The 23245-nt window shown below is 68.4% G+C and carries 22 protein-coding genes; 12 read left to right on the forward strand and 10 right to left on the reverse strand.

Annotation, left to right across the window (positions count from 1 at the left end):
• Positions 1-164 precede the first annotated feature (164 nt).
• Positions 165-614 (forward strand): hypothetical protein, encoded by a 450-nt coding sequence (locus tag LPA45_RS27145; protein WP_317922880.1) that lies wholly within the window; start codon positions 165-167, stop codon positions 612-614.
• Positions 598-1275, forward strand: coding sequence for a ParB/Srx family N-terminal domain-containing protein (locus tag LPA45_RS27150; RefSeq protein WP_317922879.1), 678 nt, complete (start codon positions 598-600; stop codon positions 1273-1275). Before LPA45_RS27145 ends, LPA45_RS27150 begins: the two co-directional genes overlap by 17 nt.
• A gap of 118 nt (positions 1276-1393) precedes the next feature.
• Here LPA45_RS27150 and LPA45_RS27155 read toward each other — a convergent pair whose 3' ends face one another.
• The 4 genes from LPA45_RS27155 to LPA45_RS27170 form a co-directional block, all read right to left on the reverse strand.
• Positions 1394-1573, reverse strand: coding sequence for a DUF3008 family protein (locus tag LPA45_RS27155; RefSeq protein ID WP_116319012.1), 180 nt, complete (start codon positions 1571-1573; stop codon positions 1394-1396).
• A gap of 140 nt (positions 1574-1713) precedes the next feature.
• Positions 1714-1872 carry a DUF3309 family protein gene (locus LPA45_RS27160; protein WP_084254457.1) on the reverse strand — a complete coding sequence of 53 codons (159 nt, stop codon included), beginning with the start codon at positions 1870-1872 and terminating at the stop codon, positions 1714-1716.
• 228 nt (positions 1873-2100) lie between these two features.
• On the reverse strand, positions 2101-2757 hold the full coding sequence (locus LPA45_RS27165) for a response regulator transcription factor (protein ID WP_116319011.1): 657 nt from the start codon (positions 2755-2757) through the stop codon (positions 2101-2103).
• A complete protein-coding gene (locus LPA45_RS27170; RefSeq protein ID WP_317922878.1) occupies positions 2754-4787 on the reverse strand; it encodes a type IV pili methyl-accepting chemotaxis transducer N-terminal domain-containing protein in 2034 nt (677 codons plus the stop codon). The genes LPA45_RS27165 and LPA45_RS27170 overlap by 4 nt, the downstream gene beginning before the upstream one ends.
• 351 nt (positions 4788-5138) lie before the next feature.
• Here LPA45_RS27170 and LPA45_RS27175 point away from each other — a divergent pair, with 351 nt between their 5' ends.
• Genes LPA45_RS27175 through LPA45_RS27185 form a run of 3 tightly spaced genes read left to right on the forward strand, consistent with a single transcriptional unit; the run spans position 5139 to position 7617 of the window.
• Entirely contained in the window at positions 5139-5564 is a 426-nt protein-coding gene (locus LPA45_RS27175) for a hemerythrin domain-containing protein (RefSeq protein WP_317922877.1), read from the forward strand.
• Between the two features lie 24 nt (positions 5565-5588).
• A complete protein-coding gene (locus LPA45_RS27180) occupies positions 5589-6932 on the forward strand; it encodes a hypothetical protein (RefSeq protein ID WP_317922876.1) in 1344 nt (447 codons plus the stop codon).
• A complete protein-coding gene (locus LPA45_RS27185; RefSeq protein ID WP_233528087.1) occupies positions 6904-7617 on the forward strand; it encodes a Crp/Fnr family transcriptional regulator in 714 nt (237 codons plus the stop codon). The genes LPA45_RS27180 and LPA45_RS27185 overlap by 29 nt, the downstream gene beginning before the upstream one ends.
• Before the next feature lie 57 nt (positions 7618-7674).
• On the opposite strand, the gene LPA45_RS27190 is transcribed toward LPA45_RS27185, so the two are convergent.
• Entirely contained in the window at positions 7675-8850 is a 1176-nt protein-coding gene (locus LPA45_RS27190; protein ID WP_317922875.1) for a nitronate monooxygenase family protein, read from the reverse strand.
• Between the two features lie 378 nt (positions 8851-9228).
• Here LPA45_RS27190 and LPA45_RS27195 point away from each other — a divergent pair, with 378 nt between their 5' ends.
• Genes LPA45_RS27195 through LPA45_RS27205 form a run of 3 tightly spaced genes read left to right on the forward strand, consistent with a single transcriptional unit; the run spans position 9229 to position 11716 of the window.
• Complete coding sequence (locus LPA45_RS27195) at positions 9229-10182, forward strand: peptidase U32 family protein (protein ID WP_317922922.1); 954 nt, start codon at positions 9229-9231, stop codon at positions 10180-10182.
• 5 nt (positions 10183-10187) lie between these two features.
• On the forward strand, positions 10188-11264 hold the full coding sequence (locus LPA45_RS27200; RefSeq protein ID WP_317922874.1) for a U32 family peptidase: 1077 nt from the start codon (positions 10188-10190) through the stop codon (positions 11262-11264).
• Positions 11261-11716, forward strand: a complete 456-nt coding sequence (locus LPA45_RS27205) for an SCP2 domain-containing protein (protein WP_317922873.1) — start codon at positions 11261-11263, stop codon at positions 11714-11716. The genes LPA45_RS27200 and LPA45_RS27205 overlap by 4 nt, the downstream gene beginning before the upstream one ends.
• A 27-nt stretch (positions 11717-11743) precedes the next feature.
• On the opposite strand, the gene LPA45_RS27210 is transcribed toward LPA45_RS27205, so the two are convergent.
• The 3 genes from LPA45_RS27210 to norR all read right to left on the reverse strand — a co-directional run bounded on the left by LPA45_RS27210 (position 11744) and on the right by norR (position 15648).
• Positions 11744-13321: a histidine kinase N-terminal 7TM domain-containing protein gene (locus tag LPA45_RS27210; protein ID WP_116319004.1), complete on the reverse strand. Its 1578-nt coding sequence runs from the start codon at positions 13319-13321 to the stop codon at positions 11744-11746.
• Between the two features lie 179 nt (positions 13322-13500).
• On the reverse strand, positions 13501-13932 hold the full coding sequence (locus LPA45_RS27215; RefSeq protein ID WP_116319003.1) for a phasin family protein: 432 nt from the start codon (positions 13930-13932) through the stop codon (positions 13501-13503).
• A 141-nt stretch (positions 13933-14073) separates the two neighbouring features.
• On the reverse strand, positions 14074-15648 hold the full coding sequence (gene norR / locus LPA45_RS27220; RefSeq protein ID WP_317922872.1) for a nitric oxide reductase transcriptional regulator NorR: 1575 nt from the start codon (positions 15646-15648) through the stop codon (positions 14074-14076).
• Between the two features lie 153 nt (positions 15649-15801).
• Between norR and ytfE the strand changes: the two genes are divergently transcribed.
• Together ytfE and LPA45_RS27230 are read left to right on the forward strand one after the other, a co-directional pair.
• A complete protein-coding gene (gene ytfE / locus LPA45_RS27225; protein ID WP_317922871.1) occupies positions 15802-16527 on the forward strand; it encodes an iron-sulfur cluster repair protein YtfE in 726 nt (241 codons plus the stop codon).
• Between the two features lie 37 nt (positions 16528-16564).
• A complete protein-coding gene (locus LPA45_RS27230) occupies positions 16565-18853 on the forward strand; it encodes a nitric-oxide reductase large subunit (protein WP_317922870.1) in 2289 nt (762 codons plus the stop codon).
• Between the two features lie 341 nt (positions 18854-19194).
• On the opposite strand, the gene LPA45_RS27235 is transcribed toward LPA45_RS27230, so the two are convergent.
• The gene (locus LPA45_RS27235) at positions 19195-20517 is read right to left on the reverse strand and encodes a DUF3422 domain-containing protein (RefSeq protein ID WP_317922869.1); all 1323 of its coding nucleotides are present in this window, start codon (positions 20515-20517) and stop codon (positions 19195-19197) included.
• A 149-nt stretch (positions 20518-20666) separates the two neighbouring features.
• On the opposite strand from LPA45_RS27235, the gene LPA45_RS27240 reads away from it, so the two are divergent.
• Together LPA45_RS27240 and LPA45_RS27245 are read left to right on the forward strand one after the other, a co-directional pair.
• Positions 20667-21533, forward strand: a complete 867-nt coding sequence (locus LPA45_RS27240; protein WP_116318997.1) for a LysR family transcriptional regulator — start codon at positions 20667-20669, stop codon at positions 21531-21533.
• Between the two features lie 145 nt (positions 21534-21678).
• The gene (locus LPA45_RS27245; RefSeq protein ID WP_116318996.1) at positions 21679-22161 is read left to right on the forward strand and encodes an SgcJ/EcaC family oxidoreductase; all 483 of its coding nucleotides are present in this window, start codon (positions 21679-21681) and stop codon (positions 22159-22161) included.
• On the opposite strand, the gene LPA45_RS27250 is transcribed toward LPA45_RS27245, so the two are convergent.
• The gene (locus LPA45_RS27250) at positions 22158-23114 is read right to left on the reverse strand and encodes a LysR family transcriptional regulator (RefSeq protein WP_317922868.1); all 957 of its coding nucleotides are present in this window, start codon (positions 23112-23114) and stop codon (positions 22158-22160) included. The genes LPA45_RS27245 and LPA45_RS27250 overlap by 4 nt on opposite strands.
• Between the last annotated feature and the right edge of the window lie 131 nt (positions 23115-23245).

Below are 23245 nucleotides of genomic sequence, written 5' to 3' on the forward strand. Positions count from 1 at the left end.
GCCGTGCATGTAGTTCGGGAGCCGTGCTTGCAAAAATTGCACGTGCCACCCACCACCACGGCCGCCGCCGTGCAGATCCGGCGCGGGCGTGGCTCTTGCGAGCGGCTCGGGGACGTACCGCACCCTTTCATACCGCATCCATTCATCGAAACCAGGGAGCCACCATGTCACCGATCGTAGCGGGTCGCTTCGACTCCATCGCCACTGCCGAAGACGCCGCGCGGACCTTGTTCGCTCGCGGATTCTCGGTATGGGACGTTTCCATCATGTCGGTGCGCCGGCCCGACGAGGCCAAGGCAGCGGCGCAATCCGACGAGAACGCCGGCGAGGTGATGCTGGCCGCCTGCGTTGGCAATGGCCTGTCCTCGGTCGTGGTCGACGTGCTGCGCGAAGCCGGCGCCGGCCACCTGGAGCGCGCGCAGGGCTGCTGGGAATGCGGCCAGTGGACCGACTTCGACCCCAACGCGCACGGCGAGCCGGTGCGGGACGGGGAAGGAGAATTCTGGCCGCGGCCGCTGGCACGGGAATCGGTGGCCGAGCAGTCCACCGGCAATGAAGACCCGGGCAGCGAGCTCGAGCATTTCGTTGACCAGAAGCGTGCGGAACACAACTGAACGGCGCGACCGCGCCAGCCCCCGGAACGGCAAGGATATTGCCGAGCTGGCGCGGCTGCGCCCCACGCAACTGACGCTGGGCTATACCCACGTCAGCCACAAGAAGGAAGTCACGCGGCGCCACGCGGACCGCAATGACCTCGCGCAGCTGCGTCGCTTCATGCGCAGCCACCGCATCAAGACCGTGGTGGGTCCCGGTGGCGCTCTCTATATCGTCGATCACCATCACTGGGCCCGCGCCTGGCTTGAACTGGGATACCAGTGGGCGCCGGTGCGCATCCTGCGCGACCTGAGCAAACTGGCACCGTCGGCCTTCTGGAAGCGCATGGGCCAGCTCGGCCATGTCCACCCGTACGACGAGCACGGCAAGCTCCGGGGCCGCAGGGCGCTGCCGCCCACCGTGATGGGCATGCGCGACGACCCATACCGCAGCCTTGCGGCGTTCGCGCGCGAGGCCGGTGCCTACCGCAAGCCGGGCAGCGCCTATGGGGATTTTCGCTGGGCCGGCTTCCTGCGCGATCGGGTGGTACAGGATGTCCACAGCATCGCGGGCTTTGGCCTGGCGCTGTCGGAATCCATCAAGCTGGCGCGCAGCAGCAAGGCCAGGCGGCTGCCTGGCTATTGCGGCGGGCCACAGAACGGCGAGGCGGGGAAGCGCTGAAAAGGGAAGAACCGAAGCGGCGCGGCAGCATGCACGCGCCGGTGGCGCGTCGTCCCCGCGTCGGGAACGACAGGATGCAGGAACGCGCCAGCGCTCTGACTTTTTCCTTGGGCAATCTCTATTTGTGCTTGGGCAGCTTCTTTGTCTTGGTCGAGGCCATCTTGTCGAGTTCCTTTTCGCTCATCGACTTGTACATCGAGCGCGAAGCACCCTTCAGCGATCCGGCCTTGGTGTCCCCGCGCTTGGCGGAGAGCGCCGCTCCGGCGGCCTGCTGTTGTGCCTTCGATTTGGCTGGCATGTCAGTCTCCTTGGGGTGGGGTGATAGACAAACACAATGCGGACGACGCGGCATCGGCCCCGGCGTGAGCGGCAACGCCGCAGCGATGCCGCTCACGCCGGGGCCTGCCAGCCGCCGTCGCCCGCTGGACGGCCGGAACGCTATATCCGGCCGAGAACCACGAGCAGCAGCACGATCAGGACGATCAGGCCCAGGCCGCCGCTTGGCCAGTAACCCCAGCCGGAACTGTACGGCCAGGCCGGCAGGGCACCCAACAGCAGCAGGACAAGAATGATCAGAAGGATAGTGCCGATTCCCATGGCTTGCTCCTTGTTCGTGGATCGGGGAAGCCGGGGGCTTCCGTTCCGAAGCGGCCGCGCATCTGAAAGGCCACTGCTCAAGGTTCAGCCTAGGTCAAGGCTCGCCCGCGTCCCTCCGGGCAGGGACTGATATCGGTGTAGGAATCGGACGACGCCGGGCACTGCAAGGCTCTCGTGGCGCACTGCATGGCGGCTGGGGCAGCACATTGCCACGTTGTTGCCGCGCGTTCAGCCCGCCTCGGTCAGGCCGTGCTCGACCGCGTAGACTGCCACCTGCACGCGGCTGGCCAGGTTCAGCTTCTTCAAAATGTTCTGCACGTGGATCTTTACCGTGCTTTCTGCCACGCCGAGATCGCGCGCGATCTCCTTGTTGCTTTCGCCGCGCGCCAGCCCCTGCACGATCTCGCGCTCGCGCGCGGTCAGGCGTGGCGCGTCGTCGTGGCGCGGCGCCGCGGCGGGCGCCGGCGCGCGGAACTGCGCCACCAGCTTGGCCGTCATGCTGTCGGAGATCACCGGCTCGCCCGCGGCGGCGCGGCGGATGCCGGCGATCAGCGCCTCGGTCTCGATGTTCTTGATCAGGTAGCCGCGCGCACCGCTGCGCAGCGCGGTGGCCAGTTCCTCGGCTTCCTCGGACACCGTCAGCACGATCACCGCGGTCTGCGGCAGGTCTTCCACCAGCAGTTGCAGCGCCTCCAGTCCCGACAGGCCAGGCATGTTGAGGTCCAGCAGGATCACGTCGGGGCGATGCTGCTTGGCACGCTTGATCCCCTCCACGCCGTCGGCGGCTTCGTCGACAATCTCGAAGTCGGTCTGGCGCTGCAGCAGCGCGCGGATGCCGGAGCGGAACAGGGTGTGGTCGTCGATCAGCAGGATGCGGATGGTCATGGCTGGGTCTCGGGGTTCTGTGGGGCGCGGCGCGGCAGCACCAGCTCGATGCGCACGCCGCGCCCCGGGGCGGCCCGCACGTGCAGCTGCGCGCCCAGGCGGGCGGCGCGCTCGCGCATGATGTTCAGGCCGATATGCGCTTCGGCGCGCGTGGCCGGTTCGGCGGGATCGAAGCCTTCGCCGTCGTCCTCCACCACCAGGCGGAAGTCGCGGCCGTGGCTGAGCGCCACCGTCACGTGCGCGGCCAGGGCGTGCTTGCGCACGTTGGACAGTGCTTCCTGCAGGATGAAGAGCACCTGCAGCTGCTGTTCCGGCGACAGCGGCCGGCCGCCCGCGCCGATGCCGTCGGCTTGTTCGTCGATGGTGAGCGTGGCTTCGGTGCGGCACTGGCGGCGGAAGCGCGCCACGGTGTCTTCCACTGCCGGGCGCAGTTCGCCGCCGCCCAGGCGCGAGCGGAAATTGTTGAGCAGCTCGCGCACGTCCTGGTAGCTCTCCTCCACGCCGTGGCGCAGCATCGGCACGATCTCGCGGGTCTCGGCCAGGTCGTCGCGCGCGACCGCGTCGTCGAGCAGTTGCACCTGCAGGTTCAGGTAGTTCAGGCCCTGCGCGATGCTGTCGTGCAGGCCCTGTGCCACCAGGTTGCGTTCTTCGACCACCGCGAGCTGGCGCGCCGTCGCCGACAGCCGCAGGTGCTCCAGCGCAGTGCCCAGGTGCTGGCCCAGCGTTTCGAGCAGTTGCCGGTCGGAGGCGGGCAGCGTGCGCTGGGCGCGGAAATGCAGCGCGAACACACCGGTGGCGCCGCGCTGGCTTTCGATGCGGAATGCCGCCAGCGCCTGGAAGCCGTTGCGCGCGCACGGCGTGCTGTCCTGCGCCCCGGCGTCGGGTTGCCCCACGCCGCCTGCGCGGCGCGTGCCGCGCAGGTCGGCGATCGTGACCACCGCTTCGCGCGTGGCCTCGCCGCAATGGCAGGCATCGGCGGCGGCGCAGGACGCGGCCTCAGCCAGCGCCACGGGCAAGCCCGCGCTGGCCAGCAGGTGCATGCGGCCGTTGCGCGGGTCGAGCACGCGCACGCTGCCGCCCTCGGCGTCGAACTGGCGCATCACGCGCGCCAGGAAGCCGCGCACCATGGTGTCTGCATCGCTGGCCTGGTTCAAAAGCGCCGCCATGTCGTACAGCGTCTCCAGGTCGCGGTTCTGGCGCTCCAGCTCGGCGGTCTTCTGCGCCACCCGCGCCTCCAGGTCGCTGTACAGGCCCTGCAGTTCGCCGGCCATGCGGTTGAAGCCTTCGCAGAGGGTGCCGAACTCGTCGCGGGTCTCCACCGGCAGGCGCAGCGAGAACTCGCGCGCGGCCATGCGCCGCAGGCCGTCCTGCAGCCGCAGCACCGGCAGGATGATCCACAGGTAGAGCAGGTAGATCACCGCCACGGTGCCGACGCAGGCCATCAGCGCCAGCGCCGTCTGCGACAGGCGCAGCAGGTCGGTCTTGCGCGCGCTGTCGCGCTCGATCATGCCGACCAGCGTGTCGGCCTGGGCCACGAAGCCGGGCAGCGCGGCGATATAGCGTGCCGGCGCGGTGCTGTCGGCGCCGGCCATGGCGATCGGGCGCAGGTGGGCGTGCCAGTCCCTGGTGACGCGCTCGAGCTGGGCGTGGATGGCGGGTTCATCGGGCAGGAACAGCGGGCGCGACGGGTTGCCCTGGCGCAGCTGCGCCAGCGTGCCGTCCAGCGCCTGCACCTGCATCGCCAGCGCATTGCCGCGCTGCGCGTGCGCGAGTGTCAGCTCGATCGCGACCCGGTTGGCGCGCATGCGCAGGCTGCCGGCGTCATTGATGGCGGCGCCGGCGCCTTCGAGCTTCCACGACAGCCACAGCGTGCCGGAGATCATGCCGAGCACCACCAGCAGCACGGCCAGCGACAGCGAGATGATGCGCGTGGAAAGGCGATGGCGCAGCGGGGTGGCGGCCTGCGCTTCGGCCGGGGGATCGGCCGGGGGGTCGGCCAGTAGATCGGCCGGTAGATCGGTGTAAGGCATGGGTTCGGTATCGGGGGCTACCTGTCAGGGGAACGCCGGCGTCTGTCAGTCGCGCGCGCGTCTGGAAGGCAATTTTCCGCGTGACAGGCCCCGCACTACCTGCGCCAGATCAACAAAACGCGAGGTTCGCGCTTACGCATGTGCGCGCGGCGTCGCATTTTCCGGCCGGCCTTGCGTGTACGTCGAGCGGAAATGGTGCTGCGTCCGACGCGATTCACATATCACGTTGTGATATATCGACACGCCGACCCCCCTTACACCGGTTATTGACGGCCGACTTATCCCCGATCAAATCCCCACGCCGGGCGGCGCCCTAGCATCCGGTCAATACCGGTCCGGAGAATCCACACCATGTCTGATGGCATCGATACCCTGGTGCAGCAGCACCGCAGTTGCGACGCCGCGCTCGCACGCCTGGAAGGCGCGCTGCGCGAAGGCGACTGGACACAGGCCGCCGCGGCGTTCGCCGAGCTGGAGGCCGCGCTCGGCGGCAACTTCGGCGCGGAAGAGGCGCGGCTGTTCCCCGCCTTCGAACAGGCCACCGGCATGGCCGGCGGCCCAACCGCCGTCATGCGCCACGAACACGATGAAGTGCGCGCGCTGATGGACAACGTGCGCGAATGGCTGTCGCTGCGCGACGGCAATGCGCTCGCGGCAGAGACCGACACGCTGGTGGTGCTGCTGCAGCAGCACAACATCAAGGAAGAAAACGTGCTGTTCCCGATGTGCCGCGCGCACGTGCCGGACCTTGATGCCGTGCTGCATGGCATCGCGTAGCGCTGGCGAGGCAAGGCAACCGGGATGAAAGCCGCCAACCTCGACTACGAGCGCGCGCCGCGCCCCGCGGTTGTGTTCGGCTGCCTGGTGCCGGCGCCATGGCTGGGCGCCGCGGCAGGGCTGCTGCTCGCGGCGGGGCCCGCTGACGGCTTGCCGGACCGCTTTGCGCCACTGACGCTGGTGGCGGTCCATGTGCTCGCGCTGGGCATGCTGATGCCGGTGATGGTGGGCGCGTTGTTCCAGATGATGCCGGTGGTGGCGGGCGTGGCCGTGCCGGGTGCCGGCGTGCTCGCGCCATTTGTCGCCGTTGCCGGTGCCGGCGTGGCCGCCGGGCTGGGCTTCGGGCTGCTCGGCGGCGCCCCGGCAGGCATGCAGGCCGCCGCCGCGGCCGGCGTGCTGCTGCTGCTGGCTGGCGCGCTGTTGCTCGCAGCCGGGCGGCGCGTGGTCGCGGTAGACGCCACCACGCGCACGCTGGCCGGCATCGGCGCGCCGCTGCTGGCCGCGGCGCTGTGCGGCATCGCGCTGGCCGGCACCTTCGGCGGCTGGTGGCAGGTGCCGGTGGCGCCGGTGCTGGGCATGCATATGGCGTGGGCGCTGGGCGGCTGGCTGGCGGCGCTGCTGACCGGCGTGGCCAACACGGTCTTGCCGATGTTCTGGCAGACGCGGCGCCTGCCCGCGGCACTGTCGCGCGGCCTGCCGATGGCGCATTGGGTGCCGCTGGCGCTGTTCAGCATGGCAACCCTGTTGTGGCCTGGGCAACCTGCCTTTGGCCAGGCGTTGCTGCTGGCGTGGCTGGCCTTTGTCGCCGTGGTGGCCGCCTGCGGGCTGGCCGGCACGCTGCGCGCGCGGCGCCGCCAGGATCCGCTGTGGCTGCTGTGGCCGGTGGCCTGCGCCAGCATGCTGGGTGCCGCCGTGCTGGGCGCGGCGGCGATCGTGTGGCCGGATTCGGACGTACCGGTGGCGTGGTGGGCCGGCACCATGGCGCTGGTCGGCAGCGGCGTGCTGCCGGTCACGGCGATGCTCGGCAAGATCGTGCCGTTCCTGGTCTGGCTGCATTTGCGCCGGCTGCTGCCGCCGCGCGCGCGCGTGCCGGCCATGCAGGCCATCATCGTGCCCGCCCGGCAGCGCCGCCAGTCTTGGTTGCTGCTGGCAGCCTACGGGCTGCTGCTGGCGCTGCCGCTGGCTCCCCTGCCGCTGGCCCGCGCCGGCGGCCTGCTGCTCGCCGCGGCCAATGCGTGGCTGGGCTGGCAATTGTTGTCCGCGTTGCGCTGCATGCGGCAGATGCGCCGCCGTGGCGGCCTGCCGCCGCGCCATGCGGCCCGGAATGCTGAAGGCAGTCATGTCGAAGGAGGTCATCACCATGGGTGAAGCCATCAACCTGGAAGCGCTGCCATTGTTCCGCGGCGTCGATGCAGCCGTGGTGGCGCAGTTGCGCGCCGCGGCAACGCTGTGCTGCCTGCGCAAGGGCGAATACCTGTTCCGTGGCGGCGAGCCAGGTGCCGGCCTGACGATCGTGCTGGAGGGCCTGGTCAAGCTGGCGCTGCAGCCACCGGCCGGCGACGAAGCCGCCGGCGAGCGCGCCATCGAAGTCTTCGGCCCGGGCGCGGCCTTCGGCGAAGACCTGCTCTGCCTCGACGTGCCGGGGCGCATGGCCTGCCAGGCGCAGACGCGCACGCTGGTGCTGCAGATCGGCAAGACGGCGCTGTGGCAGGCCGTCATGCAGGATCCGCTGCTGGCTGCGCAGTTGCTGCGCAACCTGTCGGGCCGATTGCATGGGCTGATGCGCGATATCGAGGCGATCAGCCTGCAGACCGCGCTGCAGCGCGTGGCGGGCTTCCTGCGCGAACAGGCGTTCGCCACGCGGCGCACCTGGCTGGCCTGCACGCAGCGCGTGATTGCGTCAAAGCTGGGGATCACGCCCGAGACCCTGTCACGCGTGATGCACAGGTTCTGCGCCGAGCGGCTGGTGCGGATCGAGCGCGGCAAGATCTACCTGATCGATCCGGATGGGTTGGCGCGCCAGGCCGGCCCGGGCGAGCTGGCGGCGGCCTGACGGCCGCTCGGGGAGTCAGGCGCCGCGTGCCGGCGAACCGGCACGCGCCAACAGCGCTCAGGCCGTGGCCGCTGCCTTGGCCGGCATCAGTGCCGCAGGCTTTTCCCCCGTCATCAGGTAATGGATCAGCTCGGCCACCGGGCGGATCGCTTCGCCGAACGGCAGCGCACCCTTGCCGCGAAAGAACAGCCCGCGTTCCACGTCGCCGCGTACCGCCTGCGCCAGCTTGAGGTCGATGCAGAACTGGCCGATGCGCGCGATGCCGTCGCGCAGGCCGCACGATTGCAGGCAATCGAATCCTTCCAGGCACTCGCGTACCTTGGCGCGGCGCTGCAGCCTGGCCTCGCTCGACAGGTAGCGCGACAGCCACGGCGTCAGCACCGCGCGCGCCGGCAGGCCGGCAACGCTGGTGAACTCGCGCAGCGTCTCGGGCCGCGCGGTGGCCAGCACCTGCTTGAAGGCCGGATGCGCATCGCATTCCTCGGTGACGGCAAAGGCGGTGCCGAGCTGCACCGCGGCGGCACCCTCGTTGAGCCAGTGGCGCACCTTGGCATGGCTGTCGATGCCGCCGGCCACGATCAGCGGGATGCTGTCCCATGCGAGGCCCAGCGACTGGAACAGCTCGCGGCATTCGGCCAGCACGCGCGAGAACGAAAAACGCGGCTCGGACAGGTCCTGGATCGTCGCGGCGCCAAGGTGGCCGCCGGCATGGGCCGGGTGCTCGACCACGATGGCATCGGGCAGCCGGCCCTTCTTCATCCAGCGGCGCAGCACCAGGCCGATGCCGCGCGACTCGGACAGGATCGGGATCAGCGCCACTTTGGGGTGGTCGGCGGCCAGTTCAGGCAGGTCCAGTGGCAAGCCGGCGCCCATCACGATGGCATCGGCGCCGCTTTCGCAAGCCTGGCGCACCAGCGAGGCGTGCGAGCCCACCGCCTTCATCACATTGACCGCAATCAGCCCGCGGCCTTCCGACAACATGCGCGCGGCGCGGATTTCGCGGTCGAGCGCCTCCAGGTTGGCGGCCTCGATGCCGGCCTTGTCGCGCACGCCGCGGGTGCGTGCCATCAGGTCGGGGTGGTGGTGGCGCAGGTCGATGCTGGCGATGGTGCCCACGCCGTTCTCGCGTGCCACTGCGCCGGCAAGCCGGTGCGCCGAGATGCCGATGCCCATGCCGCCCTGCACGATGGGCAACAGGCGGCGGCCGGCCAGCTTCAGCCAGTGTTCGTTCATAAAAGGGATCTCCGGAAGGTGAATCGCGTGTGGCCGGCAGCCGGCCTGGCGCGGGGGTGACTGGCGAAGCGTGGCACAGCGGAAAGACCCTGCGTTTGCCGCAGGTCAAGCGCACGGGCGCTGACTGCCATCGGCCTACGCCGACCGGCATACGCCGGCGCGAGCCATGTGCCGTTGGTGCCGGTTTGCGCGGGATCAAGCCCCTGCCGCCAGCGCGTGGCTAGCATCGGCCGCTGTTCTTGTCCTGTTTCCCTTGTCCCTGCTTTCCACACCATGACAACTGCCTGTACTGGCCCGGATGCGGCCACCGTTGCGCCTGCCTGCGCGCCACGCCGGCCCCAGCTGGTTGCACCCGCCGGGTCGCTGGCGGCGCTGCGCATGGCGCTGCAGCACGGCGCCGACGCGGTCTACCTGGGCCTGCGCGATGCCACCAATGCCCGCAACTTTGGCGGCCTGAATTTCACCGAGGCCGACATCCGCACCGGCGTCGCGGAAGCCCATGCCCGCGGTGCCGAAGTGCTGTTCGCGATCAACACCTTCGCGCAGATGGGCGCGGTGGCGCAGTGGCACCGCGCCGTCGACGCCGCCGCGGAACTGGGTGCCGATGCGGTCATCATGGCCGACGCCGGGCTGATGGGCTATGCCTGCGAACGCCATCCCGGGCTGCGCCTGCACCTGTCGGTGCAGGGCTCGGCCACGCATGCGGATGCCATCGAACTGATGCGCGAGCGCTTCAATATCCGCCGCGTGGTGCTGCCGCGGGTGCTGTCGCTGGCGCAGATCGGCAAGCTCGCGCGGCAGACCAGTGTCGAACTGGAAGTGTTCGGCTTCGGCAGCCTGTGCGTGATGGCCGAAGGGCGCTGCCTGCTGTCCTCCTACGCGACCGGCGATTCGCCCAACAACAAGGGGGTCTGCTCGCCGGCGCATGCGGTGCGCTGGACCGAGCAGGACGGCACCATGCAGGCGCGCCTGTCCGGCATCCTGATCGACAGCTACGCGCCCGGCGAGCCGGCCGGCTATCCGACGCTGTGCAAGGGCCGCTTCGAGGTGGAGGGCGAGCGCGGCTATGTGCTGGAAGAGCCAACCAGCCTCAACGCGCTGTCGCTGCTGCCCGCGCTGGTCGGCATGGGCATTGCCGCGATCAAGATCGAAGGCCGGCAGCGCAGCCCGCGCTATGTCGCCGATGTGGTCGGCGTGCTGCGCGCGGCCATCGACGACGTCTGCGGCGATCCCGCGCGCTTCGCGCCGCGCCAGGAATGGCAGGCCACGCTGGGCCGCCATGCCGAGGGCGACCAGGTGACCCAGGGCGCCTACGACCGGCCATGGCGGTGATGCCAATGGACGCGACCTGCCTCGATCCCGCCGCCTTCGCCACGATGGACACTGCCATGCCCGACACCGCCGCGGCCACCGTGCCGCAACCGGCTGCACAAGCCGCTACACAAGCCGCCGCACAAGCCGCTACACAAGCCGCCGCACAAGCCGCCGCACAAGCCGCTCCACAAGCCACATCACGACCCGCCGCCGCGGACTTTGGCATTTCCCTCGGTCCGCTGCTGTATTACTGGCCACGCGAGCGCGTGCTGCAGTTCTACGCCTCGGTCGCCGACGCCCCGGTGGACCGCGTCTACCTCGGCGAGACCGTCTGCACGCGGCGCCACGAACTGCGCCACGCGCAATGGCTGGAGATCGCGCAGATGCTGCGCGATGCCGGCAAGGAGGTGGTGCTGTCCACGCCGGTGCTGGTGGAGTCCGATACCGACATCGCCTGGATGCGCCGCGCCTGCGATCAGCACGGCTATCTGGTCGAGGCCAACGACCTTGGCGCGGTGCGCTGCATGGGCGGGCGGCCGTTCATCGCCGGCCCGCACCTGAACGTCTACCACGCCGACACACTGGCCTGGCTGGCGAAGCAGGGCGCGGCCGGTTGCGTCGTGCCGGTGGAAATGGACGGCCGCACGCTGGCCGCGCTGGCCGCGGCGCGGCCGGGCGGCACCACGGTCGAGGCCTTTGTCTGGGGCCGCATGCCGCTGGCCTTCTCGGCGCGCTGCTTCACCGCGCGCCACCATCGCCTGCGCAAGGACAGCTGCGAGTTCCGTTGCATGGACTACCCCGACGGGCTGGTCGCCGCCACTGGCGAAGGCCAGGCGTTTTTCACGCTCAACGGCGTGCAGACACAGAGCGCGACCTGCCTGGACCTGTGCGGCGAGGCGCTCGCCATGGCCGCGATGGGCGTCGACCTGCTGCGCGTCAGCCCGCATTCGACCGGCACACTGGAAGTGGTACAGCAACTGGCGGCGATCCGCGCGGGCGCGCGCGCGCCGGCACCCAGCGGCATCGTGCCGGCGGGAGCGCAGCCGTGCAACGGCTACTGGCATGGCAGCGCCGGCATTGCGTGGGAGGCACGGGCATGAACACGTTGCACAAGCTGATGACCGGCGTGCATCGCCGCATGCCGGCGCGGGCACGCGCGCTGCCGCTGGTGGCGGCGCTGGAGCTGGCGCGCCGCGCCGGCTGGCTGGAGCCGCCGGCTGCGCTGGAAGGCCATGTATTCCTGCTGACGGTACAGGACCTGGGGCTGGAAGTGCCGTTCCGCTGCGAAGGCGGGCGCTTCCGCACCGCCGCTGCCGGCGGCGAACCCGCGCTGACGCTGCGCGCCGCCGCGGTGGACTACCTGCGGCTGCTCGGCGGCGAGGCCGATACCGACACGCTGTTCTTCCAGCGCAAGCTGGTGATCAGCGGCGACACCGCGCTCGGGCTTGAGGTCAAGTACTGGCTCGATGCGGCGCCGCGGCCGGCGTGGGTCAGCCAGGCGGCGGTTCGGCTGGTGGCGCTGCAGGGTGCGCTGGCGGTACGCGCGGGTTAGCCGGCGACATGGCCCGGCCACAGGCGGTCAGGCCGCTTCGCCATCCAGCATGTAGCAGTTGCGGCCCGCGCGCTTGGCGCGGTACATCGCGCTGTCGGCGCGGTGCAGCAGCGGGTCCAGCCGAGGCGACTCGGGCACGGCGCAGACCGCGCCGACGCTGATCGTCACCACGGGCTGCACCGGCGTGCCGCGGTGCGCAAGGCCAAGCTCGCGCACCGCTGCGACCATGCGACGCGCCACGTCGCGGGTTTCCTCGCGCGATGCGCCGGGCAGCACCGCCGCGAATTCCTCGCCGCCGAGCCGCGCGCAGAACTGCTCGCCGGCCACCGTGCCGGCCAGCGCGCAGGCGATCTGGCGCAGGCAGTCGTCGCCGGCCAGGTGCCCGTGCAGGTCGTTGTATTGCTTGAACAGGTCGACATCCAGGATCAGCAGCCCCAGCGCCTGGCCGCGCTCATGGGCGCGGGTCACGGCGGCGAGCGACTCGCGCTGGAAGTAGCGCCGGTTGGGGATGCCGGTGAGCGCGTCGACGTCGAGGTCGGCCTGCACCTGCCACAGCTGCTCCTCGGTCTGGCCAAGGCGCGCGGTCAGTGCCAGCTCGCGCGACTGGAAGCGGCTGATATCGCGCATGAACACCAGGCTGCCGATCTGCCTGCCGTCCAGGCGCTCGACCCGTTCCACGGTCAACTCGAACGGGGCACCCGGCGGCACCAGCGGCGTGGCGGGCGCAAGGCCGGGTGCGGCCTGCGCCGAGTCCAGCGCCGTCTCCCATCCGGCCGGCACAGGGCTGCCGCGGTGCAACTCCGGCCACAACTGGGCTGCCGCCGGGTTGAATTCGACCACCGCGCCCTTGGCGTCCACGATCACGCAGCCCTCGCGCAGCGCATCGAACACGCGCAGGCGGGCGTAGTGGCCAATATCGTCCAGGTGCGTGCGCAGCGCGCAGAACCACACCAGCACCGCCATCAGCGAAAACGTGGCCGGGGTCAGGTCGCCGCCCAGCGGGCCGGTCCAGCGGTTCAGGTAAGCGACATGGGCAATCAGCGGCAGGGCCAGGCCGCCGGCCAGGATGACGCGGCCGCGGCGCGACAGGGCGTCGTTGGGCACTTCGGCCGTCATCAGGAAATACCAGCTCAGCGCCAGCAGCGAGTAAGACCAGAAGGCCACCACGACGTAGCCCGCGCCATGCTCGAACACCGCGCCGGGCGAGACCCCGGGCGGCATCAGCGTAATGCGTGTCCAGACCAGGTGGTGCCGCTCGTTGGTGAAGACCAGCACCACCGTCACCACCGCCGCCAGCACCGGCAGCCACAGCCGCGACCATGGCACCACGTAGCGCGGGCGGCTCAGGTGCACCATCGCCACCAGCCAGCCGATCGGCACCGCGACGATGCCGATGTACTGGATCTTGGCCCACAGGATGCGCCCGGGCAGGTCGGTCGAACTGATCTCAAGCAGGCGTCCGCCGCTCCAGACCACCGCGCCGAAGGCCAATACCAGGAACGCCTGGACGGTAGGGTCGTCGCGCCGGGGCCAGGTGGCAATGGCCATGCCGATGCAGCAGACGACGGCGACGGTAAGCAGCAGGACCAGTGGATATGAGGGCATGAAGCGGGGCGCGTCCTGAACCAGTCCTGTGTGGAGGTCCGCCAGCCGGGACGGCAGGGATGGCGGACCAGGGTGTGATGATTTGCATGATACCGGGGTGCGCGCGTGGTCATGGCAAGGCGCGCAGGAAAAATTGGCCGCGGCGTGCGGGCACGCGCCGCCACGGCGCCCTTGCCGGGTCAGCCCGCCCGCGGGCGCGGGGTTTCCCGGACCAGCCAGGCAGGGATGTCGGTGACCGCCTGCGCCCCCGCCGTCCAGTCCGTCAGCGAGCCCTGCATGAACAGGTGGCCCCAGCCATCGAGCCATTTCTGCTGGGCGCGCGCCAGCAGTTCCAGCATCGCCGAGGCATAGTGCAGCGGGCCGCCCAGCAGCGGCATCTCACTGGCGATCTCGCGCGCGTACAGGGCCTCGGGATCGTGTTCCATCAGCAATCCCACGGTGTCGAAGCGCATTTCGTCTGCCATGCTGCGGGCAAATTCGAGGTTCAGTTCCGCCATCCGGCGCCAGGTCTCGGCGAGATCCGCCTGCATGGTCTGGAGTTGTTGCAGGCTGGCAAAGCCTGTCGTGAAGAAGGCAGGGAATGGCCAGAAGGCTTGCGTTGCGGTCATCATCACGGGCATCTCCGGTAGGGGTCCACAGGTTGCGCCGGCCGCAGGGTGTTGGCGACACCACACCATGTTGCACTGCAAACGACGTCTGACTAGCTTAGGCAGACGAGGCGCGCTTTGCCATCGCCAATGCCGCTCGCGCCTTCACTTGCAGCCCAGGCGCCTCGCCAGCTTGTGCAGGTTGCTGGCGTCAACGCCGAGCTGCCGCGCCGCCTGCGCCCAGTTACCGCCCTGGGCCAGCAGCGCCTGCTCGATGCAGGCGCGCTGGGTCTGGTCGACGGCGTCGCGCAGGCTTGTACCGGGGACGATTGCTGGCTGCGCGGAATGGGCGGAATGGGCGGCATGAGCGGCTTCCGCCAGCCCCGCAGGCGGCGCGTCGAGTCCGTCCAGGTCGAGCAGGTCCGCCTCCAGCGTGACGATGTCGTTGCGGCCGGCGCCGCGGCTGACCGCGCGCAGCGCGGCACGGCTGAGCACGTGCTCGAGCTCGCGCACGTTGCCGGGCCACCGATAGCGCCGCAGCGCATCCTGCGCCGCCGGCGACAGGCGCAGGCTGCGCAGGCCCAGGCGGGCGCGGTTCAGTTCCAGGAAGCGGCCGGCAAGCAGCAGCACATCGTTGCCGCGCTCGCGCAGCGGCGGGATCGGGATCGGATAGACCGACAGGCGGTGGTACAGGTCGGCGCGGAACGAGCCGTCGCGCACATGCTCGCGCAGGTTGCGGTTGGTGGCGGCGATCACGCGCACGTTGACGCGGCGCGGCCGGTCCGAGCCCAGCCGCTGGATCTCGCCGTTCTGCAGCGTGCGCAGCAGCTTGGCCTGGATCGACAGCGGCAGCTCGCCGACTTCATCGAGGAACAGCGTGCCACCGTCCGCCGCCTCGAAGCGGCCGGGGCGTTCGCCCGTGGCGCCGGAGAAGGCACCGCGGGCGTGGCCGAACAGCTCGCTCTCGGCCAGCGACTCCGGCAGCGCCGCGCAGTTGACGTGCACCAGCGGCTGCGCGCGCCGGCGCGACTGGCGGTGCAGCCGGTGCGCGAACAGCTCCTTGCCGACGCCGGTCTCGCCCAGCAGCAGCACCGGCAGCTCGGTATCGGCAACCACTTCCAGTTCGTGCAACAGGTTGGCGATGGCCGCGCTCTGGCCGACGATTTCGCCGGTGATGTCTCCGGCGCCGGCGGTGCCTTCATCGGCAACGGGTTTGCCCCGGGCCACCTGCAGCGCCAGGATCTCGGCCTCGAGCCGGGTGGTCCGGATTGCCGCCTCGACGACCACGGTGAGCCGCTGCAGCTCGGCCTGCGCGGCGGTGTCGAAGGTGCCCACGGCCAGCGCATCGAGCGTCAGCACGCCCCATGGCTGCCCTTCGACCTCCAGGCTGGTGCCCATGCAGTCGTGCACCGGCAGCGGCTCGCCCACGTGCTCGTCGATCAGGCCGTCGTACGGGTCGGGCAGCACGCTGTCGTGGTGGAAGCAGGTCACGCCGCGCCGCGCCAGGATCGCCGCCAGGCGCGGATGCAGGCCGACGGCAAAGCGCCGCCCCAGCGCGTCGCCGACCAGGCCGTCGACGGCCACCGGGCGCAGGTGGTCTTCTTCCAGCCGCAGCAGCGCCACGGCGCCGCAGCGGAAATGCGCGCGCAGGCCGCTGACCAGGCGCTGCAGGCGCACGGCGTGGGGCAGGTCGGCGACCAGGTCGGCGAGCAACTCGGGAACGATGGCGGGATTGGCCATGGTGAAAAACACCGTATAGGGTTATTTATACCACTGGGAGTCTAGGGTATTTATGACCGTTCGTGTTGCAACCCATTGATCTGGCTTGGTTTTTTTCAGGCACGCTCTTCGCGTTATGTCATGCAGACGCAACTTTCCACACAGGAGCACCTCATGACCTTCCAGGACCAATCGCTCGGCCAACTGGCCCGCCGCATCCCCGGCGCAACGCGCATCTTCCATGACTATGCGCTCGACTTCTGCTGCGGAGGCAAGCAGACCCTGCGCGATGCCGCGCTGGAAAAGGGCCTCGATGCCACCGCCATCGACAGTATCGAAGCCCGGCTTCTTGCCCTGCACGACGACGCCGCACCGGCCGGCCAGGACTGGAATACTGCGACGCCGGCCGCGTTGATCGACCACATCCTGACGCGCTTCCACGCCCGCCACCGCGAGGAGTTGCCCGAACTGATCCGGCTGGCGCGCCGGGTCGAGCAGGTCCACGGCGACCGGCCCGATTGTCCGCTGGGCCTGGCCGACCACCTGACCGAAATGCTCGGCGAGCTGGAGACCCATATGCAGAAGGAAGAGCAGGTGCTGTTCCCGATGCTGACGCGCGGCATGCACGCCGCTGCCGGCCGGCCGATCACGGTCCTGCGCATGGAGCATGACGACCACGGCGTGGCCCTGCAGCGGCTGGCGACGCTGACCAACGACATCACGCTGCCGCGCGCGGCCTGCAATACCTGGCGCGCGCTCTACCTGGGCCTGCGCGCGCTGCGCGAAGACCTGATGGAGCACATCCACCTGGAAAACAACGTGCTGTTCGAGAACGCCATCGTGTCCGCAGTGGACGCCGCAGCGCCCGCCACCGGTTGCGGCTGCGCGGGCCACGCCTGAGCCGCGCACCAGCCATCACAACCAACGACATCGCATCATGGGTTCCTACCGCAGACTCTGGTTCCTGCTGATCGCCGTACTGGCGGTCACTTTCTCCCTGCTCGGCTACTACGGCGTCGAGGTGTACCGGCAGGCCCCGCCAATACCGGCCAAGGTGGTCACGGCTGAAGGCCGCACCCTGTTCACCGGCGACGAGATCCTGGACGGCCAGACCGCCTGGCAATCGGTGGGCGGCATGCAGCTCGGCTCGATCTGGGGCCACGGCGCCTACCAGGCGCCGGACTGGACCGCCGACTGGCTGCACCGCGAACTGACCGCGTGGCTCGAGCTGGCGGCGCAGGACGTGTACGGCCGTCCGTACGACAGGCTGGCCGCGCCCGAACAGGCCGCGCTGCGCGAGCAATTGCGCACGGAATACCGCGGCAATGCCACCGATCCGGCCAACAACGTGCTGACCGTGTCGAACCGCCGCGCGCAGGCCATCGCCAACACCGCGGCCTACTACGACCAGCTCTTCTCCGACGCGCCGGCGCTGCATACCACGCGCGAGCACTTCGCGATGAAGGAGAACACGCTGCCCAGCGCCGAGCGGCGCCAGCAGATGACGCATTTCTTCTTCTGGACCGCCTGGGCCGCGTCCACCGCGCGCCCCGGCCATGAGGCCACCTACACCAACAACTGGCCGCACGAACCGCTGATCGGCAACCAGCCGACCAGCGAGAACGTGGTGTGGTCGGTGATCAGCGTGGTGGTGCTGCTGGCTGGTGTCGGCTTCCTGGTCTGGGCGTGGGCCTTCCTGCGCGGCAAGGAAGAGACGCCGCCGCAGGCGCCCGCGCGCGACCCGCTGCTGTCGGTGGCGCTGACCCCGTCGCAGCGCGCGCTGGGCAAGTACCTGTTCCTGGTGGTGGCGCTGTTCGTGTTCCAGGTGTTCCTGGGCGGCTTTACCGCGCACTACACCGTCGAGGGGCAAAAGTTCTACGGGGTCGACGTGTCGCAGTGGTTCCCGTACGCACTGGTGCGCACCTGGCATATCCAGAGCGCGCTGTTCTGGATCGCCACCGGCTTCCTGGCCGCGGGCCTGTTCCTGGCGCCGCTGATCAACGGCGGCAAGGACCCGAAGTTCCAGCGTCTCGGTGTCGATGTCCTGTTCTGGGCGCTGGTGGTCGTGGTGGTGGGGTCGTTCGCCGGCAACTACCTGGCGATCGCGCAGAAGCTGCCGCCGCACCTGAACTTCTGGCTGGGCCACCAGGGCTATGAGTATGTCGACCTGGGCCGGCTGTGGCAGATCGGCAAGTTCGCCGGCATCCTGATCTGGCTCGTGCTGATGATGCGCGGCATCCTGCCGGCACTGCGCGCGCGCGGCACCGACCGCAACCTGCTGGCGCTGCTGACCTCGTCGGTGGTGGCGATCGGGCTGTTCTACGGTGCGGGCCTGGCCTACGGCGAGCGCACCAGCCTGACGGTGATGGAGTACTGGCGCTGGTGGGTGGTGCACCTGTGGGTGGAGGGCTTCTTCGAGGTCTTCGCCACCACCGCGCTGGCCTTCATCTTCGCCACGCTGGGGCTGGTGTCGCGCCCGATGGCGACCACGGCCAGCCTGGCCTCGGCGTCGCTGTTCATGCTCGGCGGCATCCCCGGCACCTTCCACCACCTGTACTTTGCCGGCACCACCACGCCGGTGATGGCGGTCGGCGCCGCGTTCAGCGCGCTGGAAGTGGTGCCGCTGATCGTGCTGGGCCATGAGGCCTGGGAGAACTGGAGCCTGAAGCAGCGCGCGCCGTGGATGGCCGACCTGAAGTGGCCGCTGATGTGCTTTGTCGCGGTGGCGTTCTGGAACATGCTGGGCGCCGGCGTCTTCGGCTTCATGATCAACCCGCCGATCGCGCTGTACTACATCCAGGGCCAGAACACCACGCCGGTCCACGCGCATGCGGCGCTCTTCGGGGTCTATGGCTTCCTGGCGCTGGGCTTCACGCTGCTGGTGCTGCGCTATGTACGGCCGGCCTACCGCCTCAGCCCGGCGCTGATGAAGACCGCCTTCTGGGGCCTGAACGTCGGCCTGGTGCTGATGATCGGCACCAGCCTGCTGCCCATCGGCATCATCCAGTTCCTGGCCAGCGTCGAGCATGGCACGTGGTATTCGCGCAGCGAGGCATTCATGCAGCAGCCAATCCTGCAGACGCTGCGCTGGGTGCGCACGTTCGGCGACGTGGTGTTTATCGTCGGCGCGGTGTCGTTTGCCTGGCAGGTGGTGCTGGGGCTGGCGAACCGTACCCCGGCTGCGGCGGATGCGGCGGCTGTACGGATGAAGGCGGCTGCACGTTGAAGCGCGCAGCGCGGCGGTAGTAACGACAGTATTGAAGCAGTAAGAGGTAAGGAGAGGCAGTACTTGCCCGCCCGGTTTCCGGGCGGGCGTTTTTTTTAGTTGTAGCCCAGCACCGCGATCGTCGCGACGTCCGGCCGATCGTTTGAGTTGTCCGTCAGCACTTCTGTCGGCGTCCTTTGCGCGAGGGCGCGAGACTCGGATCTGACCTGGCTCATCGAACGCGGCCCGGCCTGCGGCGACTGCCGGGTGGCGCCAGGCCACGATATGTGTGAGGGGTCGATGCCCATGAAGGAGTTCATATGCGTATAACGGTAGGAAGTGCTTCAGAATGACGGCTCTTGTTACGCGCGGCCGGCTGAAATGGCCTGAACATGGCTCTCGTTGGATTTCTGGGTCCGGCTGCGCTTGATGATCCCGAATACGATCAGCACCACGGGAAGGATCAACAGGCCTTCCGCGAGCTCGGGATCGACGGGTAGCTTTACGACATGCAGCGCCTTTAACCCCGCTGCCGCGATGGACAACACGTAGTACGAGATCGCGGCAACCGACAGCCCCTCGACGGCATGCTGCAGGTGCAGCTGGTTCCGCGCGGTACGCTCCAGTCCGGCAAGCAGCCTGGTGACATCGCGTTCCTGGGTCAGGTTGACGCGGGTGCGGAGCAGGTCGACCGCCCGCGCGACCCGTGCCGCGATCTGCTCGTGGCGCGACCAGACGCTCCTGCACGTCTCCATGGCGGGTCCGAAACGTCGCTCCATGAACTCCGAGATCGTCGGCATGCCTTCGATTCGCTGTTCCCGCAACTCCTGGATCCGCGCCAGGACGATGCGCTCATACGCACGCGAAGCGCTGAAGCGCCCGCTGTGCCCGGACAGCGATTCCACGCGCACGGCCAGTTCGGTAAGCCTGTCCAGCAGTCCCGCATCGTCCTCGCCGGCGCGACGGGCGTCCATGGCCCGCATCAGTTCCTGGAGCGACGCGTGGATGTCGTCGAGCTCCCGGCCCAAGCTGCGTGCGACCGGCAGCGCAAGCAAGGCCATCATGCGGTACGTCTCAATCTCGTAGAGCCGCTGCAGCAGCCTGCCGCCCTGTTCCTCGCGGAAGTCCTCATCGATCGCAAGGATGCGCATGTAGCCGTCAGCCCGCACATTCCAGTCGCAATAGACCTTGCCGCCGCCAAGGACATCGCTGCCGACGAGAATCGGCCCGTCAAGCCAGTGGCGCAAGTCCGCGCTCACGGCAGCCGCGGCATTCCCGGACAGCAATTCCATGCGGACCGCATGAAACCGCTTGCCCGCCAGCAGGCTGAGCCAGTCCGCCGGCACACCATGGATGGCGAGGTCGTTGAAGTAGTCGGTGTCGTCGCGCGGACTGACGAACGTGAAGGTGGAGAACTCGGTGTGCCGCTCCCACTTCAGCTGCCAGCCGAAGGGAGATTGCATGGCGTAGTGCGTGACGCCGTCCATGGGTAGCGGCATGCCTGTCTGCTCGCACAAGGTGCGAACGAGAGACTCGTGGATCGCAGGATCCTCATCCGAGTAGATCGCATAGTGGGTCAATGACACGCTGCCGCTGAGCCGAAGAAAGGGTCGGGCGTGCAGTTCAGCGGCCAGGGGGGCGCGTAGCGGGTGGTCGACGAGTGACGAAGCGGCTTTGTTGTCCATGCTCGGATGGCGGTACCGGAATCCCGCGGTCAAGGCGTGGCGCGAGGTTGCGGCCACGTCTCTGGTTGCTGTCTGACGAAATATCGCATGCCCATTTCAAGAAGAAAAACGCATAATGTTGATTGTTGCGTTCAGTTTTTCTGATACTTATGAAGATGCTTGACCACGACGTTCTCGCCACGGTCGTCGCCGTCGCCGAGACCGGCAACATGACGCGGGCCGCAGAGGCGGTGAACCGCTCGCAGTCCGCTGTCAGCATGCAAATCAAGGCACTTGAGGAGGCACTGGGCCGGCCTTTGTTCGTGCGGCGGCCGCGCAGCATTGTGCTGACGCATGAGGGTGAAGTGCTGCTGGGCTTCGCACGGCGCATGCTGGCCCTGCACGACGAAGCCTGGGCCGCGGTCGTACGGCCCGAGGTGACGGGTAAGGTAGCGATCGGCGTGCCCGACGACTACGCGTCATCGCTGCTGCCCTCGGTGTTGAAGAAGTTCTCGACGACGTATCCGAAAGTGCAGATCCAGGTAGTCGGCCTGCCCAGCAGCGCGCTCGCACCGCTGGTCAAGGACGGCACGGTCGACCTGGTCTGCGGCACGCGCGTGAAGGGCTTGTCTGGCGACTTCATCCGGTACGAGCCGATGGCGTGGGCCGCCATGGCGAACGGGCCGCAGGTCTGGGAGGACAGGCCGTTGCCTATTGCCGTGTTCATGCCGGGGAGCGTGGCGCGCGAGAACGCGATCCGCAGCCTGGATCGGGCACGGATTCCGCATCGAACTTCGTATGAAAGCCCGAGCCTGCTGGGTTTGCTCAGCATGGTCGAGGCTGGCCTGGCCGTCGCGGCGCTGGCCCGATGCGCGATTCCACAGCAGTTGGCCGTGCTGGGACAGGCGCATGGCTTGCCCGACCTGCCTCCGCTTGAACTCATCCTTGCACGGAGCGCGAAGTCGAAGCGTCCGCCCTGCGATTTCCTTGCCGAGCAGATCATGACGGACCTTCGGGCAGGAGCAGCGCAGGCTTAGCACCGTCGCATGAATTAAGGCGTCGCTTAACAGGTGGATTGTCTCCGCTGCGCCGGCACGATGCAGACATGGCTAACCCCTGCGGGATAGTCCATACTGCATTGCGTGCATTCTGGCTCTAACCAAAAAATCCAAGGAGCTAGCCATGAAGCTGACCTGCGTTGCCGCCCTGGCCTTCACACTTGCCGGATGCGCCATGAACCAGGGATCGCCGGCCAATCCACAGGCATCCCGCACGGAATCCTGCAAGCAGACTTCAGAGCAGGAAATCGCCGCGCTGTTTGATCGATGGAACCAGTCACTGCAGACAGGCGATCCCGACAAGGTGGTGGCCAATTATGCGGAACGGTCGATCCTGCTGCCGACGGTATCCAACAAGCCGCGCCTGACCCCCGCCGAGAAGCTGGACTATTTCAAAGAATTCCTGCAAAGCCGACCCTCCGGAAAAATCGACTTCCGCAATATTGAGCTGGGCTGCAATTACGCGGTGGATGCCGGCATCTATACCTTCACGTTCGCACGAACGGGCGCCGTCGTTAAGGCTCGCTATACGTACACCTATCGCTGGACTGGTTCGCAATGGCTGATCACAAGCCATCATTCGTCGGCGATGCCGGAGAAAACCTAGCTGAAACCCAGGCCAGGCGGGGGAGGTGAGGTTTTCTTGCTGCGTACGGGCGTTGCCTTCCCCCCTGCGCCTTTTGACGCAACCAAAAGGTCGTAGAGCAGTTTCGCGGCGGCCGGCAGCGCGCGGCCTCGCCGCGTTATCAATCCCAGCGTGCGCGTCACCCGTGGTTCCGTGAGCGGGATCGCCGTCAATGCCTTGTGCCCTTCCGGCGGCAGCGCCATCCGCGGCACCACGCCAATGCCAAGACCCGCCTGTACCAGGCTCACCAGCGCAGGCACGTGATGGACTTCACAGAACCAGCGAGGCTTGGCGGGTACGCGCGCGAGCGCTTGATCGATCAGAAAGCGATTGCCGCTGCCTTGCGCAAGGGTGATGTAGTCGTATTGGCCGAGTTCCGACCAGTTCAGCTTCTTCCTGGCTGCGAGCGGATGGCCGACCTGGCACGCCACGACAAAGGCCTCTTCCATCAGCGCCTTGAACTCGATGTCGGCTTCCTGGGTGCCGATGTAAGTCAGGCCAAAGTCGGCATTGCCGCGAGTCACCGCGAGCAAGACGTCGGCTGACGATTCATCCATCACGCGCAGCCGGATGCGCGGGTAGCGCCGATGGAATTCCGCTACGACGGATGGCAGGAAGTACCCGACCGCCGAGGGAACACACGCGAACGTGACCTCTCCGGACAGTCTCTCGGCAACATCGCGGATGCCGAGCATTGCTTCTTCCAAGTCGTTCAGGACATTGCGCGCCTTGGACATGAATGCACGTCCAACGGCGGTCAGCTCGATCTTCCGGGTCGTGCGGACAAAGAGCTCCACGCCAAGCGCTTCCTCCAGCTTGTCGACGCGCCGTGACAGCGCTGATTGCGAAAGGAAGAGTACCTCCGAAGCGGCCCGGAAGCTGCCGAGGTCGGCTACGGCGAGAAACGCGCGCAAATCGGCCAGGTCGAAATTCATGTGCTATACGCAAGAATCCATCGAATATTTGCACTTTACACGGAAATTGGCGGCGTAGATCATGGCCTCACAGATCAGCGACGTCTGGTGGTCGCCTGCGAGGGGGGAGACAACCTCGCAGCAATGTGTGG

It is taken from the genome of Cupriavidus sp. Agwp_2 (assembly GCF_040784895.1).
GTDB lineage: Bacteria > Pseudomonadota > Gammaproteobacteria > Burkholderiales > Burkholderiaceae > Cupriavidus.